This window comes from Candidatus Filomicrobium marinum, assembly GCF_000981545.1.
Taxonomy (GTDB): domain Bacteria; phylum Pseudomonadota; class Alphaproteobacteria; order Rhizobiales; family Hyphomicrobiaceae; genus Filomicrobium; species Filomicrobium insigne.
In genome coordinates this window covers 1,332,433-1,353,696 of record NZ_LN829119.1, presented here as the reverse complement: position 1 = coordinate 1,353,696, position 21,264 = coordinate 1,332,433, and the positions used below count along the sequence as shown (strand labels likewise).

Annotated in this window: 19 protein-coding genes; 9 read left to right on the top strand and 10 right to left on the bottom strand. The window is 58.2% G+C overall.

Going from position 1 to position 21,264, the window contains the following annotated elements; genetic code table 11:
* Positions 1-24: 24 nt before the first annotated feature.
* Both YBN1229_RS06485 and YBN1229_RS06480 read right to left on the bottom strand, forming a co-directional pair.
* Complete coding sequence (locus YBN1229_RS06485) at positions 25-1,383, bottom strand: ATP-binding protein (protein WP_046477467.1); 1,359 nt, start codon at positions 1,381-1,383, stop codon at positions 25-27.
* A complete protein-coding gene (locus YBN1229_RS06480; protein ID WP_046477464.1) occupies positions 1,380-2,042 on the bottom strand; it encodes a response regulator transcription factor in 663 nt (220 codons plus the stop codon). The genes YBN1229_RS06485 and YBN1229_RS06480 overlap by 4 nt, the downstream gene beginning before the upstream one ends.
* 155 nt (positions 2,043-2,197) lie before the next feature.
* On the opposite strand from YBN1229_RS06480, the gene YBN1229_RS06475 reads away from it, so the two are divergent.
* From YBN1229_RS06475 to YBN1229_RS06460, 4 genes are read left to right on the top strand one after another with little or no spacing between them, the layout of a single operon-like run.
* On the top strand, positions 2,198-3,253 hold the full coding sequence (locus YBN1229_RS06475) for an efflux RND transporter periplasmic adaptor subunit (protein WP_046480070.1): 1,056 nt from the start codon (positions 2,198-2,200) through the stop codon (positions 3,251-3,253).
* A gap of 2 nt (positions 3,254-3,255) precedes the next feature.
* A complete protein-coding gene (locus tag YBN1229_RS06470; protein ID WP_046477462.1) occupies positions 3,256-6,378 on the top strand; it encodes an efflux RND transporter permease subunit in 3,123 nt (1,040 codons plus the stop codon).
* On the top strand, positions 6,354-6,731 hold the full coding sequence (locus YBN1229_RS06465) for a DUF3240 family protein (RefSeq protein WP_046477460.1): 378 nt from the start codon (positions 6,354-6,356) through the stop codon (positions 6,729-6,731). Before YBN1229_RS06470 ends, YBN1229_RS06465 begins: the two co-directional genes overlap by 25 nt.
* Complete coding sequence (locus YBN1229_RS06460; RefSeq protein ID WP_046477457.1) at positions 6,728-6,931, top strand: hypothetical protein; 204 nt, start codon at positions 6,728-6,730, stop codon at positions 6,929-6,931. The genes YBN1229_RS06465 and YBN1229_RS06460 overlap by 4 nt, the downstream gene beginning before the upstream one ends.
* 261 nt (positions 6,932-7,192) lie before the next feature.
* On the opposite strand, the gene YBN1229_RS06455 is transcribed toward YBN1229_RS06460, so the two are convergent.
* The 6 genes from YBN1229_RS06455 to YBN1229_RS06425 form a co-directional block, all read right to left on the bottom strand.
* On the bottom strand, positions 7,193-9,721 hold the full coding sequence (locus YBN1229_RS06455) for an autotransporter domain-containing protein (RefSeq protein ID WP_244465027.1): 2,529 nt from the start codon (positions 9,719-9,721) through the stop codon (positions 7,193-7,195).
* Positions 9,722-9,866: 145 nt separating this feature from the next.
* Positions 9,867-10,925: a helix-turn-helix domain-containing protein gene (locus tag YBN1229_RS06450; RefSeq protein ID WP_052743751.1), complete on the bottom strand. Its 1,059-nt coding sequence runs from the start codon at positions 10,923-10,925 to the stop codon at positions 9,867-9,869.
* Positions 10,926-11,185: 260 nt separating this feature from the next.
* A complete protein-coding gene (locus tag YBN1229_RS06445; RefSeq protein WP_046477452.1) occupies positions 11,186-11,536 on the bottom strand; it encodes a zinc ribbon domain-containing protein YjdM in 351 nt (116 codons plus the stop codon).
* A gap of 122 nt (positions 11,537-11,658) precedes the next feature.
* Positions 11,659-11,871: a DEAD/DEAH box helicase family protein gene (locus YBN1229_RS06440; protein WP_046477450.1), complete on the bottom strand. Its 213-nt coding sequence runs from the start codon at positions 11,869-11,871 to the stop codon at positions 11,659-11,661.
* Between the two features lie 836 nt (positions 11,872-12,707).
* A complete protein-coding gene (locus YBN1229_RS06430) occupies positions 12,708-12,899 on the bottom strand; it encodes a hypothetical protein (protein ID WP_046477444.1) in 192 nt (63 codons plus the stop codon).
* Between the two features lie 6 nt (positions 12,900-12,905).
* Positions 12,906-13,139 carry a hypothetical protein gene (locus tag YBN1229_RS06425; RefSeq protein ID WP_046477442.1) on the bottom strand — a complete coding sequence of 78 codons (234 nt, stop codon included), beginning with the start codon at positions 13,137-13,139 and terminating at the stop codon, positions 12,906-12,908.
* Between the two features lie 510 nt (positions 13,140-13,649).
* Here YBN1229_RS06425 and YBN1229_RS06420 point away from each other — a divergent pair.
* Positions 13,650-14,453: a TylF/MycF/NovP-related O-methyltransferase gene (locus tag YBN1229_RS06420; RefSeq protein WP_046477441.1), complete on the top strand. Its 804-nt coding sequence runs from the start codon at positions 13,650-13,652 to the stop codon at positions 14,451-14,453.
* A 68-nt stretch (positions 14,454-14,521) separates the two neighbouring features.
* Here the strand turns inward: YBN1229_RS06420 and YBN1229_RS06415 are convergent, their stop codons facing one another.
* Positions 14,522-15,583 carry a UDP-glucuronic acid decarboxylase family protein gene (locus YBN1229_RS06415; RefSeq protein WP_082101042.1) on the bottom strand — a complete coding sequence of 354 codons (1,062 nt, stop codon included), beginning with the start codon at positions 15,581-15,583 and terminating at the stop codon, positions 14,522-14,524.
* Between the two features lie 94 nt (positions 15,584-15,677).
* Positions 15,678-16,712 carry a GDP-mannose 4,6-dehydratase gene (locus YBN1229_RS06410; protein ID WP_046477440.1) on the bottom strand — a complete coding sequence of 345 codons (1,035 nt, stop codon included), beginning with the start codon at positions 16,710-16,712 and terminating at the stop codon, positions 15,678-15,680.
* A 264-nt stretch (positions 16,713-16,976) separates the two neighbouring features.
* Between YBN1229_RS06410 and YBN1229_RS06405 the strand changes: the two genes are divergently transcribed.
* The 4 genes from YBN1229_RS06405 to YBN1229_RS06390 are packed head-to-tail and all read left to right on the top strand — an operon-like array spanning position 16,977 to position 21,262.
* Positions 16,977-17,987 carry an NAD-dependent epimerase/dehydratase family protein gene (locus YBN1229_RS06405; protein WP_052743750.1) on the top strand — a complete coding sequence of 337 codons (1,011 nt, stop codon included), beginning with the start codon at positions 16,977-16,979 and terminating at the stop codon, positions 17,985-17,987.
* Positions 17,984-19,102 (top strand): hypothetical protein, encoded by a 1,119-nt coding sequence (locus YBN1229_RS06400; protein ID WP_046477439.1) that lies wholly within the window; start codon positions 17,984-17,986, stop codon positions 19,100-19,102. The genes YBN1229_RS06405 and YBN1229_RS06400 overlap by 4 nt, the downstream gene beginning before the upstream one ends.
* Complete coding sequence (locus tag YBN1229_RS06395; RefSeq protein ID WP_046477438.1) at positions 19,099-20,166, top strand: glycosyltransferase family protein; 1,068 nt, start codon at positions 19,099-19,101, stop codon at positions 20,164-20,166. The genes YBN1229_RS06400 and YBN1229_RS06395 overlap by 4 nt, the downstream gene beginning before the upstream one ends.
* A 43-nt stretch (positions 20,167-20,209) precedes the next feature.
* The gene (locus YBN1229_RS06390; protein ID WP_046477437.1) at positions 20,210-21,262 is read left to right on the top strand and encodes a glycosyltransferase family protein; all 1,053 of its coding nucleotides are present in this window, start codon (positions 20,210-20,212) and stop codon (positions 21,260-21,262) included.
* The last annotated feature ends 2 nt before the right edge of the window (positions 21,263-21,264 follow it).

The following is a 21,264-nucleotide window of genomic DNA, read 5'->3' as shown; positions in this document are numbered from 1 at the left end:
GTCTAAACTGATATAGGTTGTGCCCTAGCACGCATCCTGCAGCCGCGGGAGTTCAAGGATCGCAGCAAGGCCACCCAACTTCGAGGGGTGCAAGCTGATATCGCCGCCGTAGAGCCGAGCAAGATCGCGCACGATCGCAAGCCCCAGTCCGCCGCCGGGTTTCTGGCTATCCCATCTTTGTCCGATGTCGAAAACAATGTCATAGGCCTCCGGGGGAAGCCCTGGACCATCATCCTCGACGATGATCTGCAACAGGTCCGAAGGTGAGCCCGGAGCCACAGAGATTCTGACCTTTTCCTTAGCGTGCTTACACGCATTATCGACGAGGTTGGCGAGCATTTCGTTCAGATCCTGAGGGTCGCACGCGACCTTCGCAGGGTCCGCAATATCATTGTCGATATTGAGCATGCGATCCCGGTAAAGGCGTGAAAGTGCACTTGTTACCTCGCTCGCGGCCTTGGCAACCGAAGCGACTGTGCCTGGGACCGCGCGCATGGCGACAGCGCGGGCGCGGGTGATCTGGAAGTTGATCTGCGTCTGCATCCTGCTGCATTGCTCAAAAATCGTCTTGGAGGATTGTTCCAGGCCCTGCTCCGCAATTTTGTGCGCTTCATCGGTCAATATTGCGAGCGGCGTTTTCAATCCGTGCGCTAGGTTCCCGGCCTGGGTGCGCGCACGCTGGATCAAGTCCGAGCTTGACGCCAGCAATGTGTTGAGATCATCAGCCAGGGGCTGAACTTCAGGCGGGAACTGCCCAGAAAGGCGTTTTTCCTGACCGGATCGAACGCGCATCAAAGCTTCGCGCATTCCGGCAAAGGGCCGCATGGCAAAAGTAATCAGCACCGCGGCGGCCAGCGCCATTGTCAGACCTAGGAGGCCCAACGCTAATATGAGCATGTTGTTGAAACTCGCCAGCACCGTTTCTAGGTGGCGCCGATCCGTGCCGATGATGTACCGGACGGGTGGACCATCGGGAGCGGTCCATTTGGAACGCTCTGCGACAATCAAGCTGCCTGTCGGGCCATCAATTTCGTGGGTGTGGACCCCGGCATCAGCAGCGTCGTCGACTGGTGTTTTTAAAATTCCACCCTTCAGCGATTCCGAGCGAGCAAGCACGTGATCGTTACGCTGCACTTCCCAGTAAAACCCCGAGCTGTCCACATCATAGCGCGGGTCGCTCAGCTGACGCTCGACTTTCGCCTGTCCGCCCTTACCGACATTAACAAGCCGCTGCAGTTCGTCGAGATGAACATAAAGCTCATCGTAGAATTGCTGGGTGACATGCTCGCGGAAAATTGCCGAGAGTGCGAAACCGGCGGAAAGCATACCTACGACAATCCATAAGACAGCAGCGCCGATCAGCCTGTTTTTCAGCGACATCATTTACGCTCGTCCATTCTGTAACCCATGCCACGAACGGTTTTGATGATGTCTGCTCCGAGCTTACGCCGCAGCCGGCTGACATAAACCTCGATCGTGTTTGACTCCCGGCTTTCATCCAGCGTGTAGAGATGTTCGGTCAGTTCGGCCTGCGGTATGATGCGCCCGAGCCGGTGCATGAAATAGTTGAGCATTCGCAATTCTCGCGCCGTCATATCCACTGGCTTGCCATCAAGGGTGACGCGTCCGTTGGCGGTATCGAGAGAAACGTTTCCGTTCGTAAAGACAGGTGTAGCAAGCCCGGAATTCCGCCTGATGAGCGCCTTCAATCGCGCATCGACTTCTGGGATATGGAAAGGCTTGGTGATGTAATCGTCGGCCCCGGCGTTCAGGCCTTCAACCTTCTCTGACCACATCCCCCTGGCCGTCAACACAAGGACGGGCAGCTGGACCCCATCCGCGCGCCAGCGACGCAAGACCTCAAGACCCTCCATTCCGGGAAGACCAAGATCGAGGATTACTGCGTCAAAGTTTTCGTCCTTGCCGATCACATAGGCGTCGGGACCGTTGTCAGCGTGGTCGACGACATATCCAAGCGCTTCGAGGCCTGAGACCAGTCGCTCGGAGATCTCTTGGTCGTCCTCAATCAGGAAAATCCGCATGCCAGTTCCTTGGTTTGCCGGTGCTTATAGGTCGCCAAGCTGAAAATGAGCTGAACACCGACGTCGCAGGAAATGCGCAATTCAGGTGGCTTTCAGGTTCGCATGGCATGCGCTTCCCCGAGATTGGTTTTCGTTCGCCTCAGGAGGCTCCGCAAATGCTGCGCGCGCTGCTTTGTTCCACGGTCACTTCAATACTGGCTTTAGGCCCGGCGTTTGCTGCTGGAGAGCAGAGTATCGCCGTTAGCCCGAAGCAGGTCGAGAACCTCGAAATTAAGCTTGCCGAAACTAAGCCGGCGACAAGCGAGGCACTTGCGCTGCTGCCGGCCACCGTCGTGTCGGCCATGAACCAGCACATTGCAGCAACAGCGCCGTTCTCAGGAACTGTCGTTCAAAACCACGTTCTTCCAGGACAGTACGTCAAGAAAGGGGATGCACTCGCCACGCTGGCGAGCCGAGAGCTCCTTGAGACGTTAAGCCAAATTGCTCAATCCGAAGCTGAGCTGCAGATGGCCAGAGCCATAGCCGAGCGCAAACGCACGCTAGCAGACAAACAAATTTATAGTCCGACGATGGCGGCGGAAGCTGAAGCCCATGTCGCCAAAATCGCCGCCGTTCTTGAGCAAAACCGTAAAGCTGTCTCGATGGGTGGCATCAAGCTTGGCGCCCCAGGTCAATATACGATCGTGGCGGCGAACGATGGCCGCGTCGACGAGGTTTCCGCACTGCCCGGCGCCGCGGTCGAAGCGAACGCACCGGTTGCCACACTTGTTCTCGGCGACGAAATTTGGATCGAGGCTCAGGTCTCAGCGGATCTCGTGACCAAGATCCGCCCTGGCGACAAAGTTCAGGTGGTCGACGGCCCCATCGGCGTCGTCGTCTCCATTGGCGGTAGTCTCGATAAGCTCACGCGGTCTGCAAAGCTATTGGCGCGACTGCCGACGGACGCCCGCCTTCTACGGGGTGAGATGGTGACGATCAGTGTCATGCGGGAGGCCACGATGGGTAGCCTCGAGGTCCCAGCTTCGGCGGTCAGTTGGATCAATGACCACCATGCCGTCTTCGTACGTCAAAACAGTGGGTTCAGGCTGGCACCCGTCTCTGTAAACGGCCGCTCACAATCCTCCGCAACTGTGACCGGTGATTTGACTGCAGGTGAGATGGTTGCCGCAAGCGGTCTTCCGCAGCTTCAATTCATTCTTGAGGGCAACTGACCATGCTGCGGAGATTAATCGAATTCTCCCTGACGCAACGCGTCTTCATGCTGCTTGCCGCCCTGCTGCTTGCGGGGGCGGGAACCTACGCCTTCCTAAACATCTCAATCGATGCGTTCCCGAACATCGCCCCGGTTCAGGTCAAGATGATCATGAAGGCGCCGGGGATGACGCCGGAAGAAGTCGAGACGCGGGTAATCGCGCCCATTGAAATGGACCTGCTTGGCATTCCTCGTCAGACCATTCTGCGCTCCCTGGCGAAATACGCGGTTGCCGACATCACCCTCGACTTCGAAGACGGCACCGACATCTACTGGGCGCGCCAGCAGGTTGCAGAGCGGCTTGCCGGCATACGCGGCGATCTTCCGGCCAGTGTTACCGGCGGGCTGGCACCTGTCTCGACGCCGCTGTCTGACGTGTTCATGTTCACGATCGAAGGTGGAGGTTTATCGCTCGAAGAACGGCGCAGCCTTCTTGACTGGACAATTCGTCCCGCACTTCGAACCATTCCGGGTGTCGCTGACGTCAACGCGCTCGGTGGAATGGTGCGCACCTTCGAAGTGGTACCCGACAGTGCGGCTCTCGCGGCTTCGGGTCTAGGCGTCTCGGACCTCATTACCGCAATTGCGGAAGCCAACCGTAACGACGGATCCGGGCGATTAAGCGAGGGCGAAAAGGCGCTTGTCGTCCGTGCTGAAGGCGCGATCAAGAAGCCTGAAGATCTCGAGCAGATCGTTATTAAAAACTACGACGGTCGCGTCCTGCGGCTGCGCGACGTTGCGTCCGTTCGCATCGGCAGCCTTACCCGCTATGGCGCTGTAACCAAGGACGGTAAGGGCGAAGCTGTTGAGGGCCTCGTCTTGTCGCTGCGTGGTGCCGACGCAAGCTCGATCGTTGAAGCTGTGCGCAGACGGCTGGCAGAACTCGAACCGGGGCTTCCGAAGGGTGTCAAGGTTGCGGTGTTTTACGACCGTTCCGACCTGATCCAGCGGGCTGTCGGAACTGTCAGCAGAGCACTGCTCGAAGCAACCGTTCTGGTGGTGGTTTTGCTCCTTGCCTTCCTCGGCAATCTTCGGGCGGCACTGGTCGTGGCCATCACGCTTCCCTTCGCAGCGCTTTCCACCTTCGTCATCATGTACGGCTTGGGGATGTCGGCAAACCTAATGAGCCTTGGCGGACTTGCGATCGCAATCGGGCTTATTGTCGATGCTGCCGTTGTGGTCGTCGAGAACACCGTCGAGAGGCTGCATCATGAAGGCGACCAGGTACGAATTCCGCTCCTGCATCAAGTCTACCGCGCAGCGAGTGAAGTTGCTGTGCCGGTGGCTTCCGGCATCGTGATCATCTGCTTGGTATTTCTGCCGCTGTTGTCGTTGCAGGGACTGGAAGGCAAGCTATTTGCTCCGGTTGCACTAACAATCATCTTTGCATTGAGCGCTTCTCTCGTCTTGTCGCTGACCCTCATTCCCGTCCTGTCCTCGTTCTTTTTAAAACCGGGCCAGCATAGCGAGCCGTTGCTGATGCGATTGCTGACCAGAGGTTATCGGGTTCTCCTGAGAGGCGGCCTGCGATTTCCATTGCCGCTTTATTTGTTCGCAGCTGGCGGCATGGCAGCCTTGGTTATTGCCTATAGCGCGATTGGCAAAACCTTCATGCCAACCATGGATGAAGGTTCGATCATCATGCAGCTCACAAAGCTGCCATCGGTCAATCTCCAGAGCAGCATCGAAACCGATCTCATCATTCAGCGCCGATTGATGGCCGCCATTCCGGAAGTTGAACAGGTGATTGCCCGTGTTGGCTCAGACGAACTTGGCCTCGACCCGATGGGGCCGAATGAAACCGATACGTTCCTCGTTCTGAGGCCAAAGACGGAGTGGCGCGTTCCAGACAAGGACTGGCTGCTCAATCAGATGCGCCAGGCGATGGTTGATATTCCAGGCGTCGAGTTCGCATTCACCCAGCCGATCGAGATGCGCACGGCGGAAATGCTGACTGGGGCGCGGGGAGATTTGGCCGTCAAAATTTTTGGTCCCGACCTCAAAGTGCTCTCGGAACTGGCGGGCAAGATCCAGGCCGCGATCGAGACGGTCAGCGGCGCTGCAGAAGTCTCAACGGTCGCTAACGACACCGTCGACTATCTGCAGATCAACGTCGACCGATTGAACTCCGGGCGCACTGGTTTGTCGGTTACCGAGATCCAGGACGAACTTCGCGCCCTGCTCGAAGGTGCCAAGGCTGGGATCGTCGCTGAGCCGGGTCGGCGTACGGATATCTTGATCCGGGGCGGGCCCGCTGTTCGCGAAACGCCACAGCTTTTTGCAAATAGCCAGCTCGCGGCAGGCGATGGCGGCCTTGTCCGAGTCGGTGACGTTGCCCGCATAGAGAGAACTGCCGGGCCTGTCAAAATCGACCGGGAAAATGCTTCGCGCTTTGCACTCGTGCAGGCCTATGTCACGGGGCGCGATCTCGTCGGATTTGTCGAAGATGCTCAGCAAGCAGTCGCCCAAAAAGTTACTCTACCATCGGGCTACCGTCTGGTATGGGGCGGGCAATTCGAGAACCAGCAGCGCGCTGCGACGCGGCTCGCTATCGTCGTTCCACTTGCGCTGCTTCTCATCTTTGGCATGCTTTTCGCGACATTGCGTTCCTTACGTCAAGCACTGCTGATCCTTGCCAACATTCCTTTCGCTCTCGTCGGCGGCATGCTCGCCTTGTGGGCATTTGGCGGCTACCTGTCGGTACCGGCCTCTGTCGGCTTCATCGCGCTGCTTGGCATCGCTGTTCTGAATGGGCTGGTCCTGGTCAGTCATTTCAACCAACTTATCGCTGAAGGTCTACCGCTTGATCGTGTTGTGTTCGAGGGGGCGGTCCGGCGACTTCGACCGGTATTGATGACCGCCAGCATTGCGGCATTCGGCCTTGTCCCCTTGCTGTTCGCCAGCGGTCCAGGTTCCGAGATTCAGAAGCCCTTGGCGATCGTCGTTATCGGCGGGCTCGTCACATCGACAGCGCTCACCCTTTTCCTGCTTCCCATTTTATTCCGTCGCTTCGGCGTCGCCGGCAAAGGCGATGTCCAGGCTGCGGAAGAGGAGTTCGTATGGACCAACCCGCTTGCAAGCTAATGCTGGTTTTTCCCGAGAATATTGGGGACCGCGTCGTCGAACTTCTGCAAGCCTCCGACCCGCCCATTACCGGGTTTACCACGTGGGCCGCAGATGGGCACGGACACGATTTCGACTCTTCTGAAATGAGGGAACGCGTACGCGGTCGCGTCAGGCGTCAACTGCTCGCCGCTGTGATGACGTTACCTCGCGCGAAGGACTTGCTCGAAGAAATCAGACAGCGCATCCCAGTGCGTCATGTGACGTACTGGATCGAACCGGTTCTGGGTTTTGGAACGCTGGCCCCAAGGACTATCGACACGCAGGCGCTGGATCCCACGACACAACTCTGTTCTGAAGAGTCTGCCAGATGATGGATTGGTTCACTGTTGGGTCCGTGCTGTCCTTCCTCTTTACGCTTGCCGTAGCCGCTGGCGGCTTCGCCATTGCGGTCTGGGCTTCACGTAAAGCGAACGTCCAATCCGAACATATTGCCCGCCTTGTGCACCCGTCTCAAACCAAGACTTCGTCAGCCTCAACCACCGCACCACCTCGAAAGCTCTCACAGCAATGAACCTGCCAAAGAAGGCTCAATAGCTGCCGGGGGGGGCAAACTCGTCAGCGCCTTAGTCCACTTAAGGCGTTTCAGCACAGCCAGCTCCGGTCCAAGAAAATCAAGAAAATCGGCGCTGTCATTGGCAACCTTGTTCACGCGTGTGCCAAGCGGTCACATCAGATGGTGAAGAGTGGAGGAACAAGTCCGAACTTAAATCCGCATAGCGCTTGGTGAGACGGAACGCCCGAGCAGATTGTCAGGCGCGCGGCTTTGCCATTCTCAGAATTTCACCGCGAGGCTTGCCTTGATGCCATGGTCCTGGGCGTCCGAAGCAATCTGGCCAGTATAGGATACGCCGAAGGTCGCCTCGGATGTCAGGTTGAGGTCAAGCCCTGCCTCAACAACGGCACTGTTTCTGGCGATCGGAACGCCAGTGATGGTGAAGGCGTCCCCTGCCGAGAAGGCATGCGTGCTCTCGGGGGCCGTATCACCGAATGCATGCTGCCATCCGATCATGCCGCGCACGGTGGCGTCGACCGTGCCGAGCGCGAAATTGTTTTCTCCCCGCAAGCCGAGCGTCATGAACGTCACGTCAGTCGTGCCGCTCTCGACGGACAGCCCCGCCGCGCCGCCATCTTCGGTGAAGTCCTCGGTACGCAGGCTCACATGAGCGAGATTGACGAAGGGCTCCAGGCGCATTCCGATTACCAGGTTCATGCCATAGCCGAGTTCTCCGAACGCCTGAAAGGTGCCGGCATTGTAATCGGCCGAAAGGCTATCGGTGAGGCCCGCAATGGAGACAGTGCGATTGGTCTCGATATCGTGCCAAGTATAGGCCCCGCCTGCCCTGAAAGCCACATTGCTCCATTCGGTGCCGCCATAAAGGCCGACATGGTAGTTGGGGCTCGATCCCGACGAAGTGCGGTCCTGCACGTCAAAGCTCGACTGGCTGTAGCCGGCCAGAACGCCGATACGCCAATCGCCAACAAGACCGTCGGCGCCGATCAGCAGGCCGCCCAACGAGCGGTCGAGGCTCGCGGCATTGCCGTCGCTGTCGGTTGAGCCCCAGGACCCGAAGCCGTGCGACCAGAACACCGGCCCGGCATAGTCGGCGGCGACGAGAACTGGCGCATGCCCCGAGCCATAGGCCAGCACCGGGGCGTAGGACGCTCCTGCCGTTGCGAACGCCGCACGGATTCGATCGTTGGCAGCGTTACGCAGGAACCGGCTATCCTCGATCAGGGCCGTTTGCGCTGAGGCGAAGATCTCGCCCGACAGCGCGTCGAAGCTGGCGCGAATGAGATCTGTGTCGTTGGCCAGTTGGGCAATCGCGTCATAGACGCGATGACCGGCGCCGAAACCGATGCTCTCAATTCCTTTGGCCGTGGCGATCTGGTTGTGGGTGAGCGCGAACGCAGCAAAATCTTGACTATTGCGGACAAGCACAAGATCGACCGTGTCGGCGATATAATCATAGATCAGATCGGGATTGAGAAAGGCGAAGTCTGAGGTGACGCTCTCAAACACGCCGACCAGCTCTACGGCTGACAGGATCGTGTAGGTCGAGTCCAGATCGTAATTGCCGTTAGCACCGATATGGGCAACGCTGCCGCCGTTGAGCGTCGCCTTGCCGGTCACTTTGACAAGATCGCTTTCCGTGCCTTGGGGGTTCACTTCCACGGCAAAGCGAGAGCCTGCCATAAAGGTGAGATCGCCATCCACAGTCAGTGTACCAATGGAATTACCCTGCGCTAGCGTGCCGCCATCTTCCACGATCGTACTGCCGACAATGCCTGGGCCGCCAAGCATTGCTCCGGAATCGATCGTGAGCTGGGAGGAAGTGGCAATTGATCCAACAACGATCAAGGTACCTTCGGAAACAGTGGTTTCGCCAGTATAGGTACTCTCCCCGGCTAGCGTCAGTGTGCCGCCGCCCAGCTTGGTAAGGCCACCAGCTCCCTGTAAATCCGTGCCGATACCAATGTCGAACCCATCTGTATCGAAGATCGCTCCCCCCGCTCCAAACGTCACGTCACCGGCGCCGAAATTACGCAGAAAATCGGCCTCATCGGACGTCGCGCGCAATATGCCGCCATCGAACGAAAGCACCCCGGAGCCCAGTCCCTTCTCGACAACGCGGGTAGCCAGAACACCATTGTTATCGAGCGCAATCATACCCGATGCGCCGGGTGCATCGGAACCAAGATAGGTTGCCCCAGCGGTCACCGCCCCACCATCCCAAATTGTCAGCGCGCCCTGAGCGCGCCGCCCCACAAAAAGATCGCCGGCAATATTCCATTGCGAACCGTTGTCTTCGACCGTTACGCTGCCTGCTCCTCCACCGTTTGCGATCGCGGCCCACTCTCCAACGTTTACGACACCGCCCTTCTCGATGGTGAGCGTGCCCGCGCCCTCATTGCCGACGCGGAAAAATCCGGCCCCTGCCCATGTGGAGGCGTTTCCATCGGCGCCCGTTCCCGACACGGTGACGATGCCGTTCGAGCTAGAGCGGTAACCGACCGCGCTAAATGCGCTGGACACTTGGCCGCCATTCTTGATGGTGAGCTCGCCGGCGCCAAGGTCGCCGACATAGAGGAGATGGCCGGTGTCCCAAGGACTGGGCCGAGTGCCGCTCGTCGTTCCGGTGGGGTCGTCGCCATCGATAATTTCATGCCCGTTGATAATGACGATCTGCGCCTGAACCGGGCTAGCGGCGCTTAGTGCCAGCGCCGAACCGCCGGCCAGAAATGCCCAAGGCAATCTCCCGCGTGCAATCGCAGAACACTTCGATCGTATTCTGGTCTTCAATGTCCAAGCTCCTCGCGGCGCGGCCGTTGAACGGCCGACACCCTTCAGCCCGGGACAGGGACCGGGCAAAGTTTCGGAGTTTGCACTATAAATTCATTGAAAAATAAGCGGTAATCAGCGTGTCTCAAATGCATAATCGAGCAGTCTATTCTCTCGATTTCTGACCGGTATCACCGTCGGCGGAGCTACTCTGGCTCTCACGCAGCTCACTCGGGGAGAGGCCGAATCGATGCCGGAAGGCACGATTGACATTCGGCGTGTCGAACAACCCGCAGCGCTCTGCCAGTACCGAGATCGGCACCAACTGGTCGGGGCTTTCGAGTAAGGCTTTGAGTTTCTGAAGCCGCAGTTCACGTATCTGACCATTGACGGTCAGATGGTAGGTGGCAAACAGGCGATAAAGACTGGCCCGCGAACAGCCGATGGCACGGGCGATTTCCTCCGCGCCCAGTGTCTTCTTCCCCAGGTTGAGCCGGATATAGCGTTGCGCGGCTGCGAACAAACCCTCATTGCGGCTGCCTCGATCGCCATAGGCCGAGGTGAAGGCGGTTTCGATGGTGGTGATGGCGAAAGCTTCCGAGGCATCGAGCAGCCCGAGTTGTTCCATCGGATTGAGCGCGGTGGCCTTTTTGGGAAACTGTGCCAAATGCGCGCCAAGTAGACCGGAGAGCCGTGAGCTATTGAGCGCCTTGCCGATCAAGGCCGGATCGGGGATCGATCCGGTGAAGATCGACGCAAGCAATGGCCGGGAAAGATCGATCTGTATCATGCTGTGTCGACCACAGAACTGGACTTTTCCTGGACGGGCGGCATCGAACAGATAAAACTCGCCCGGGCCTGCTACGGCATCTGCTCCATGCTCGTGTGAGCCTTCGATACGGCCATCCAGGACATAGAGCAGGGCGAGTTCTTCGCCGCCATCCGCCCTGATCTGGCCGCGCGTTCTGATCCCCTCGTAGCCATCGGCCTCGACATGGTGCATTTCGCCCGACAGCGTTGCGAGCGAAGTGACCGAGGCCACGAAATCGCGCTGTTGCGCAGCGTTCGGCCGGGGGACTTCGAGATTATAGATGACAGATTTGAGCCAGTAATTGTAGCGCTCGCGCTCAGGCGCATCGATCGAGGAGACTGTCTGGAAGACATGCGCGCGCGGTCGCCCTTTCGAAAACTGATAGAATTGCTGTCGCCGCGTCAAATCATCCATGCGGGAAGTATAAGGTGAGGGCCGCCTAGGGCAAGGAGCCACAGACCTTTGTCCATTAACTCGGCCTGAAAACGCACAGGCGAATTCTATAGAGGCAACTTATCCCGAGCGGGCCTCAGTTCCGTATCATGCGCGAGCGGATGCGGGAAGCAGGCGATGTGGCGGAGGATGTCGACATCAACATCATCGAACGCGGCGAACGCAGCTTCGTCAGCAATCGGCTCAAACTATCTGTTAGGTTCTGACGCCGGACGGGCTCGCTAGTCCGCGACCTTTTTCACGAACGCGGATTTCAACCCCATCTGGCCGATCCCTGGTATTTTGCAGTCGATGTCGTGGTCACCGCCAACAAGGCGAATGTTTTTCACCTTGGTGCCAACCTTGACCACATTCGACGAGCCCTTGATCTTCAGATCCTTGACGACCATCACGGTATCGCCATCCGTTAGCACGGCGCCACTAGCGTCACGGACAACCGCTTCTTCCGTCGCCTCCTCTTCATGCGCTTCCGCGCCCGACCACTCGTGCGCGCACTCGGGACAAATGAACAGTCCTCGGTCTTCGTATGCGTACGGTGATTGGCATTTCACGCAATGGATGGTGTCGGTCATGTCGGATTCACTTGTCCTGCTGGATAGAGGCAGTCGTATTACTCGCGCGTTGGCGGTACCGCGCCGAATACGCTCTCGGATACCCGGCTGGCAAGGCATTTACAAACCTTTGGACGATCGATTTAAGGTCGGCGGGTATTCGTCACCACCGCGCTCAAGGCGCTTGAGATCATTGCCCGCGTTTGGTCGACGAGGGTGTTCCTGTCAGGGAGGAAAATCGTCCGTTTCGCGGATGCCAGCTTCCTCAAACGCCAGATGATTTGGACCGTCGTGTACGTCTCGCCCGTTCCGGACAGACCTTTTATTAGAGACCGTCGAGATAAGATGCCCGGCATTGGCGGCCGCGAGCGCGCGACCGCTGACAACCTCAAAGGTCGGGTTTCGTGTAGTCGCCGAGCTTCGAGCCGCAGAATTGCCAAATGTGCTTAAAGGCCGCTTGACTCCCCCGCGCGCCGAGCCTGCTGTTTTCGAAACGCTTGCGCGCGATCATGACGGCAACCGCTATGCGGGACCTCGCCTTGGCAATAGCTTCGAGCACAGGAAACACATGATCACCGCCGGCCACGACGCGAACGCATCATTCCCACAGCGTAGGACCAGCCCGCGTCCGCCTGACATGGTAGCGGCCAGCCCCACATGGTTGGTGCCGAAGTCGTCGCGTTCAATATTTGCCTCCCAACGGGCGGCTGCGGGCTGTGGCAGCAGCGTCAATCCCGCAATGAGGAGTACTGCAAAACCCCTTCGGACCGTGCGACGTGACACACCTTCCTTCCTCGGACTATTCCTATACGGACTAGTCTGAACCAGATTGGTACCGAGTGCACGCATTTCGTCAGAGGCTTCGCCTGTCAGATGGAGATCAAGATGTCAGAGCAGCAGTTTATGGCCGTCGATGTATTCGTCGACTGGAAAGACGAGGGTGTGTACGCCGTCAGCCATACGTTGGGGGCACCTGGATGAAGGCGCCATATTGTCGGGGGCTAATGATCTTTCGCGGGCAATCGCGAACTTGGTTGAACGCGGCTGAAGCGCCGGCTGACAATCTCCATCCTTTGATGCAGCTCGCAAGTTGCAGGGCAGCTGCCTGAACCGAACCGGACATATCAACCTGTCACCTTGACTTCCCAGCTTGGCCCACAGGCGCCTTACGCGGCTCTCACAAGCTTTAGGGTCAGGTTCGGTCGCCCGACGCTTCGGCTTCGGCAATGTGTTCCTTGGCCTTGAGGATCTCTTCCTTGAGTTGATGTGTCTTATCGGGCTCGGCCTCAAGGCTCTCGAGGAACTCGCGCCATTCGCTGATCGATGCAAAGTGCGATGGTGGATCGATGAAGCTAAATTTTCGCGGCGGGTTAAGTGACGACATTAGCGATCACCTCGGATTTGCTTTTGGTCGTCGAAACATGATGCTGTCCGGTTCATCACCCCGCATACGATCGCCCAACAGCGAGTTGTCTTCTCGAAGGTCGACGAGAAGCTGCAAATCTAGCTTTGAGGTGAGCAATGCCGCGTGGAATTCTGGAGAAGCCGGGAGCACTTCTAGCTCCGCTATGTAGTACTTCAAACTGTCTTCGGTCTCAAATTTAGGTCGCTTTGGTAACGCCATCGGTGCACGTCCTGACCAATCGTGTCGACGAACACATATAGTCTATCTTAGCCTATCTGGATCCTTGCCGGGGCAATCCTTGGTGGCTTTTAGTTTGAATTGCGGTCGATAATTCAGGCCTCTCACCATTGGATGCCATCCGGCAACAACCGACATCGAGTGAACCCCACGCGACGCGAATGACCCACAGCCGACATCATGATCCGCGCGACCACCCGACTGGTAACTTCTGCTGTGCCGAGAAAGCGGACATTGCAACCAGGAACAAGCTTCTCAATGGGTCGCCGAAAGAATGCATCACCTTATCGACTCTCTGCTGACGTCAAACTAAATATCTTGAGCGTTGCACGTCACCGATAAGACGCAAGCGAACCTCTGCCGAACACCGAGTTCATAGAAGGGAGCAGAGTTGCAAGACTGCACGTGCAAACGGCGTCTATCGATTTCTATAGGTCCTGATCTAGCGCCATAGTAGTAATGAAGGGTGATCTGCGGACAGGTGCGTGTGAGATGGATAGGTCGGATCAGCTAGAGAACATTGATGGTGAATATTTAGCCAGCGAGATTTCCAGGCTTCGCGCGGCCTACCTCGACCTAATGTGCGACAGCCTCGTCGGGCGCCTCAATCGCGATCCCGCGATACAGCCGCACATCGGAGGCTACGATGAGAACCACCGCCTCAACGGATGGGATTGGCCATCGGTAGCCCCCTCAATGATCGGTGCGCGGCGCATGCGCCATCTGAGGGCCGAGTGCGAACGCGTCATCTCCGGTGGCGTCGCGGGAGATTTCCTCGAGGCAGGCGTATGGCGCGGCGGCGCGGCCATGATGATGAGAGCGGCGCTAAAGGCCTACGGCGTCACCGACCGGCGCGTTATTGCAGCCGACACGTTTGACGGTCAGCCTCTCGATACGGACCCTGAGGATTCCGCCGCTTTCCTACGTGAAGAACCCGTCTTCGCCGTGCCGCTTTACGAGGTGAGGGCCACCTTCGAGCGCTATGGGCTTCTCGACCGGCAAGTGGTTTTTCTGGAAGGGCCGTTCGCCGAGACGCTTGCGAACGCGCCGGTCGAGAGGCTTGCGATCCTGCGGCTTGATGGTGACACCTTCTCAAGCGCCCGCGATACGCTGGCAGCTCTCTACGATAAGCTTTCCCCCGGAGGGAGCGTCATCCTCGATGATTACTACCTGTTCGAAGACAACCGGCGTGCGGTCGATATTTTTCGGGCCGAGCGAGAAATCGTTGATCCGATCGTGGGGATCGATGACTACGGTGGCTACTGGGTAAAGGAGAGGCGCAGTACAGCCTGTTGATGGTCGCGCGGGCGGTATCGTGTTGTGTGAGGGACAGAAAAGATCCGGCAGCGTCGACGATAGGCTCGCTACTCCCCTAATGGCGCGGTTTCCTCCACGGTGCCCGGATCCTCGATGATGCCACCTGCATAGCAATCACGATTGACCAGTGTGGCGGCCGTGCGTGCTGGTTCAAGGGGTGCGCCGTACTTGAGCAGGGACTCAAAATAGGTGATCGTGCGTACGAGGCCGTCGCGCAAACCGACTTCCGGTCGCCAGCCGAGGGCCGAAGATGCCAGCGAAATGTCCGGCCGACGTTGGCGCGGATCGTCTGCCGGCAGAGGGCGGAAAACCATCTTGGATGACGACCCTGTCAAGTCGATCACGAGTTTGGCGAGTTCGCGGACGGTGAATTCGCCCGGGTTCCCGAGATTGACGGGTCCCATTAAATCGGGCGGGCTTCCCATGAGGGCAACCAGCCCCGTCACCAAGTCGTCCACATAGCAGAATGAGCGCGTTTGAGCGCCTTCACCGTAGACCGTGATTGGCGCGCCGCGTAACGCCTGCACGATGAAGTTCGATACAACGCGGCCGTCGTTCGGCTGCATCCTGGGACCGTATGTATTGAAGATGCGCGCAACCTTGATTTCAGTCCCGTACTGGCGCTGGAAGTCAAAGAACAGTGTCTCGGCACAGCGCTTGCCCTCGTCGTAGCAGGCGCGTGGTCCGATCGGATTGACATTCCCGTGGTAGGTCTCGTGCTGTGGGTGCTCAAGCGGATCGCCGTAGACTTCGGATGTCGAGGCTTGGAGAACGCGACTGCGTGTGCGGTTTGCTAACTCCAGAACGTTGAATGCGCCGAACACGCTTGTTTTCGTCGTTCGGACGGGATCATCTTGATAGTGCTGAGGGGAAGCGGGACAGGCGAGGTTGAAGATCTCATCGGCATCGAGGTTGAGTGGAGCAGCGATGTCGTGCTCAACAAGCTCGAAGCTGGAGTGATCGTTCAAATGATCTACATTGGCGCGCCGGCCAGTATGAAAGTTGTCAACGCAGATCGCGACGTGACCCGCTGCAAGCAACCGGTCGCACAGGTGGGATCCGAGAAAACCTGCACCGCCCGTCACGACCACACGCTTGCGACCACCCATACTGTCACCTAGCCTTTCTTCCAGCAGCTCCAACGTCGGTCAATATTGCCGGAGCTTTCCTGAATTGCAGATGTACGGACAATATCGAGTGCCCTCAGACCGCCTCAACAAACAGATCTCGCACCTCGTCGACCCAGTCGATCAGCCCTGTAACACCTTTCTCGACGCCGATTTCCGGTTTCCAGCCCAACTCCGCCTCCAGCTTTCGGATATCGCTCACATACGCGCGCTGATCGCCTGGCCGCCAGTCCTGCCACTTTAGCGGGATCGTCTTGCCGAGCCGCCGCTCCAGCATTGCGATCAGATCGAGCAAAGAGAGGACGTGATCCGGCCCGCCGCCAACGTTGAAGGCCTGTCCCGCGATGCGGTCCGGCGCCTGTATGGCGGCCTCGTAGGCGCGTAATAGGTCTTCGACATGAAGTACGTCGCGAACCTGGCGGCCATCGCCGTAAATGGTGATGTTGCGCCCCAGCCGCGCCGCGATGGTGAACCATGCAATCCAGCCCTGATCCTCGACGCCGAACTGCCGTGTTCCGTAGATGCAGGACTGTCTGAATGAAGTTGCGGGGATGTTATAAATGCGCGCGAAATCGAGAGTGTACTGATCAGCTGCTCCTTTCGAGCAACCGTAGGGTGAGAGAAAGTCGAGAGGTTCGCTTTCGGAAATGCCGTGCGGTCTGTCGGTGTAGCCGTAGCGTTCACCTTTCAGTTCGGTTACCGCTGATGTGATCTTGCCATAGACCTTGTTGGTCGAGGCGAAGATGACGACCGCTTCAGGGTTAAACCGGCGAATGGCGTCAAGCACATTGAAGGTGCCAAGCGCATTCGCCATGAAGTCGGCTCTCGGATCGACAACGGACGTTGTGACCGCCACCTGAGCAGCGAGGTGAATGACGGCATCGTAGCGCTTCTCGGAGACAACACGGTCGATTGCAGCGCGGTCGCAAACATCGGCGTGTTCGAAATCAAACGACGTGCCGTCGCGTAGCCATTCAAGGTTTTGTTCGGTGCCTGTGCGTGACAGGTTATCGAGGACCGTGACACTCCAGTTACGGCCACTGAAATAACGGGCGGCATTGCAGCCGACGAAACCGGCTCCCCCCGTGATCAACACACTCTTTGTGCCCATACCCAGTTCCTGTCGCAACGGTCACAGCCGACTGAACGGTCGATCGGGCACGTTTTCGTGCCGGCAGGAGAACCAGCTAGATCCCCTTATCTCTATAACGGACAACAAATTTTCGGCATCGCCAAGTAAAAAAAGTTGCCGTCGGATCAAAATTTTGCCTTGCGGCTCTCTCCTAACACGCGGGATAGTCCGCAGGCGGGGGAGCTTGCCAGGCCCGTCGACGGCGGCAGGAGTCGAAGATCATCGCGTTCGGAAGGTTCTGATTTGAAGATCATCGTCACCGGAGGGGCTGGCTTCATCGGCACCCACCTCACGCGTCGGCTCGTCGGTCATGGCCACGACGTTATCATTATTGACAACGAGTCCAATTCGAGCCGCGCCAGCGTTCCTGCCGGGGCACGGTTCGTCTTCGGAGACGTCACCAAACCTGAAGAGCTGGAGCCGGTCTTCTCGCAAGGCGCCGATGCCGTCTGTCATCTTGCAGGACAGGTGTCGATCATACGCGCATTCGACAATCCGATTGGCGATCTGCGTACCAATACAGAGGGTACGATCAACGTGGTTCGCGTCTGTCTCGCACATAGGGTACCGCGGCTGATTTACGCCAGTTCAATGACAGCTTACGGCGACACCGATGTGGTCCCGACGCCGGAGAGCGAGCCCTGCCGCCCCGACTCCTATTATGGGATTACGAAGTTCGCTGCGGAGCGCTACGTGCACGCAACCGCCGAACGGCCTGACCTTGAGTGCCCGCTTGCTGTCACCTCGCTGAGGATGTTTTCGGTGTTCGGCCCCGGACAGGCCTGGGACAATCCCTATCAGGGGGTGTTGGGTATCTTCCTTGGACGGATTCAGCGTGGCGAGCCGATCACCATCTTCGGCGACGGAGAGCAGACCCGTGACTTCGTGTTCATCGACGACGTCATCGACGGCTGGTTGGGGGCGCTTGAGAATACGGACTCGACGGCGGGACGGATCATCAATCTGGGGAGCGGCCGGCCGCATTCGATTAACGAACTCGCCGCGAAGGTCCTGGCCGCACACGGCATTCCCGAGGGCGAATACGATGTGCGCTATGCACCGACGCGCCCCGGAGAGCAGCGCCGCGTCCAAGCTGATATCAGCCTCGCACGCGAGTTGTTCGGCTGGCAGCCGAAAACGAGTTTCGAGGAGGGGCTGCTTGAAACAATGCAGTGGGCCGGCGGGACAGGTCCGGGCGAGGACGCGAATGGTCTAACAGCTCAGGCGGAAACCACGATCGGGGAGCGAACATGAAAATTGTACTCGTCGGAGCGCACGACGCCTGGACGCGCAGCACCGCGACGGTTCACCGTTATGTTGCCTGGGGCCGAAAACTCGGCCACCAGATTGCGGTCTACGGACGACCAAACCCAGAGTTGCCGCAACTTCCGGCAACGCTCGATACCTCTGACGCCGATCTCGTCGTGTTCCTTGTTCAGGTGCCCCATGACATTCCGGGAATGCCCGGGATCGCCCGGATGATGGACCGGATTCCACGTGAGAAGCGGATTGCGCTCGACCTGTGGGGGCGCTTCAACGAGACAGTCCGTATTGATCACGATTTCAATCACCTTGAGAAGTTCGACGGTCATCCCGATTGGGAGTGGAAGCAGGCGATGACGGCGTTGGGCGGCACCATCCTCCAGCCGACTCTCAAACCCCGGCGCGCCGACGTGGGGTCATTCCTATTCCATGGTTTCGATCCCAAGGCGGTCGACAAGCCTTTCGATAGTGCCAAAGAAGCAGCGGAAGCGTGGCTGGCAGGAGACCGTGGCGCGAGACCTTACGGTGTCGTCTATGTCGGCAGCAATTGGCAACGCTGGAGCCAGGTGAAACCTTTCCTTGAGGGATACAGGCGATCGGCTGAACGCGTCGGACAGATGTGTCTTGCGGGTTGGGATTGGGCAGAACGCCCCGGCTGGGCACGCGATATGGGCATTGCTGGCGTTGACACCGATCCAGATCTTCTCGCCGATCTTAGGGTCGAAGTGCGAATGGGCATTCGTTTCGACCGCATCGTGCCCCTCTTGGGTCAAGGGCTGTTTGCCCCGGTGATCCACCGGCCTTTGTTTAAAGAGCTAGCCCTTGTCACGAACCGAACGTTTGAAACGTTCGAGGCCGATTGCGTGCCGGTACTGATGTTGGATCGAAACTTCGTCGAGGTGATCTACGGACCGGCGGCGTTGCGTCTGGTGCCGGGCGAGGACGTGGGGGCACATCTCGAAAGTCTTCTTGACGATCCAGAAGGGGCCTGGGAGGCGGTACTCGAAACGCGTGCGTATCTCGCGCAGCATCATTCAATCGACGGACGCCTAAGGCAGTTGGAGGAACTCGCGTCGGCTGACGTACCGGCTAAGGCGGCCTCATGAAAATACTTTTCGTGATGAAGCATCGCGGCAAGGCCGGCAGCACGCACGCTGTTTCAAACTACATGCGGCTTGCTCCGCATTTCGGGCACGAAGTTGCGATCTTCGGAACGCCGATTTGGTACATCCCGGAGCTAAAGTTCTCGATGGACATCGAAGACTTCGACCGGGTCGTTTACCTGTTCGAGACGGATCTTTACCGTATCCTGCCGGTGCATCAGGCGATCATGCTGAATACCTTCTCGCGCGATCGACGGCTGATCATTGACACCGATGGTATGTATCACGAGCTCATCCAGCTCGATGGCTACGACTTCAACCATGCGAATGAGGCCGACCGGAAGGCATGGATCGCCTACATGGACTCACTCGGCGACACAGTCGTGCACACACTGATGGACGAGTCGCGATTTCCAAAGGCGAAGGCGCTACCGTTCTTCGGCTACGATCCGGCACTTGAGGTCGACGCTGCATCCACTCCGGGCAAAGTATGGGATATTCTTCATGTCGGGCACAATTGGTGGCGCTGGCGTGAGGTGGAGCGCGAGCTATTGCCGGCGTTCCACAAGATCCGCGATCGCGTAGGGCGGATCGGTTTTCTGGGGCTGTGGTGGGACGAGCCCCCGGATGAGGGACCTGATGCCGGCCCCTCCGATGCGTTCCTTGCCGATCCTTATGCTTTCAAGCGACTGAGGATCGAGAGCCCACCGGCGGTCAATTATAACGACGTCATCAAGACGATGAGTTCCGCGCGTATCAACATCATGACGCAACGTCCCCTGTTGCGTCATCTCAAGCATCTCACGCTCAAGTACTTCGAAATCTTCTGTGCCGATACGATTCCACTTTTGATGCTCGACGAAGACCATGCCGAGGAGGTCTATGGACCGGCTGCACGCGAGTTGACATTGCCGGGGCGGGCCGCGGAAAAAATTGTCGATGTGCTCGAGAATGAAGACAAATATCGGGACATCGTCGCGGACGTGCGCACCCATCTGAAAATCCACCACGCCTACGAGGCGCGTGCGCGCGAGCTATTTGAAACTCTCGAGTCTCTCCCCGCATGATTCACCTGCTGCAGCTGACGCGCGCGAACCTGGACCACCGCCCATGAAAATCGTCTTCGTCTACTGGGGCTATGAAAATGCCGGGTCGATGCTCGACCTTCGAGGATATGCGAGGGCGGCAAAGGCAGCCGGGCACGAGGTGATTGTCTACGGTCCACCGGAATGGGCGTTTGCCCTCGACTATTCGAAGGACCTCTCCAACGCTGATGCCGTTGTCTTTGTCGTCGAATGGACGACGGACCTGCAATTTGGCGACAATGTCGACTGGGTCAGACTCCTCACCGCGGTACCGCGGGAGCGGCGCATCATCATCGATTGCGACGGCCACTACAACGAGCCGATATGGTTTATGGGCGACTACAACCATCGCTCGATGGAGGCAAGCGCGGAATGGATCGAGTTTTGCGACAGCTTGACCGACAAAATCTTCCAGCCGACCTACCGCCCGCGCCGCAAGAACGTACGCTCGTTCCTGTTTCACATTTATGACCCCGCCTGGGAGTCGCCAATTCGAACGGATAAGAAGCCGTTCGATATGATCTACGTCGGCCACACAAAGCATCGCTGGCGCGGCATGTTGCAGGTATTCAAGGCGATCGCGAAGGTGCGGGACAAAGTCGGTCGCGTCGGGCTTGTCGGCGAAGGCTGGGGTGACATCATTGATTGGATGGAGCACGGCGAAGCCAAGCTCAAGCACTACGTCGATCGCGAGTACATGAAGACTCATCGCTTCGAGGGACTGCCCGCTGTGCCGTTCAACGAGGTCGCCACGACCATTGAGAAGGGGGTATTCAATCCCGTTGTTTACCGGCCGTTATTCGAGCAACTCGGCTTCGTAACGTGCCGCACGTTTGAAACGCCGGCTTCGGGCACGATCCCGTTGTTTCTGTTGAACCACGAGTACGTGGTCGAGGTCTTCGGCGAACGTGCAACGGAGCTGATGATCCGGGGTGAAGAGGACAGTGAGAAGATCCTCGACGTTCTGGAGCGACCACAGCACTACGCAGAAATCGTCATGGACATTCGCAAGGAATTTCGCGAGCGCCACAGTCCGGAGGCCCGTCTTCGTGAACTCATTGGTTACATCGAGGATTAGCG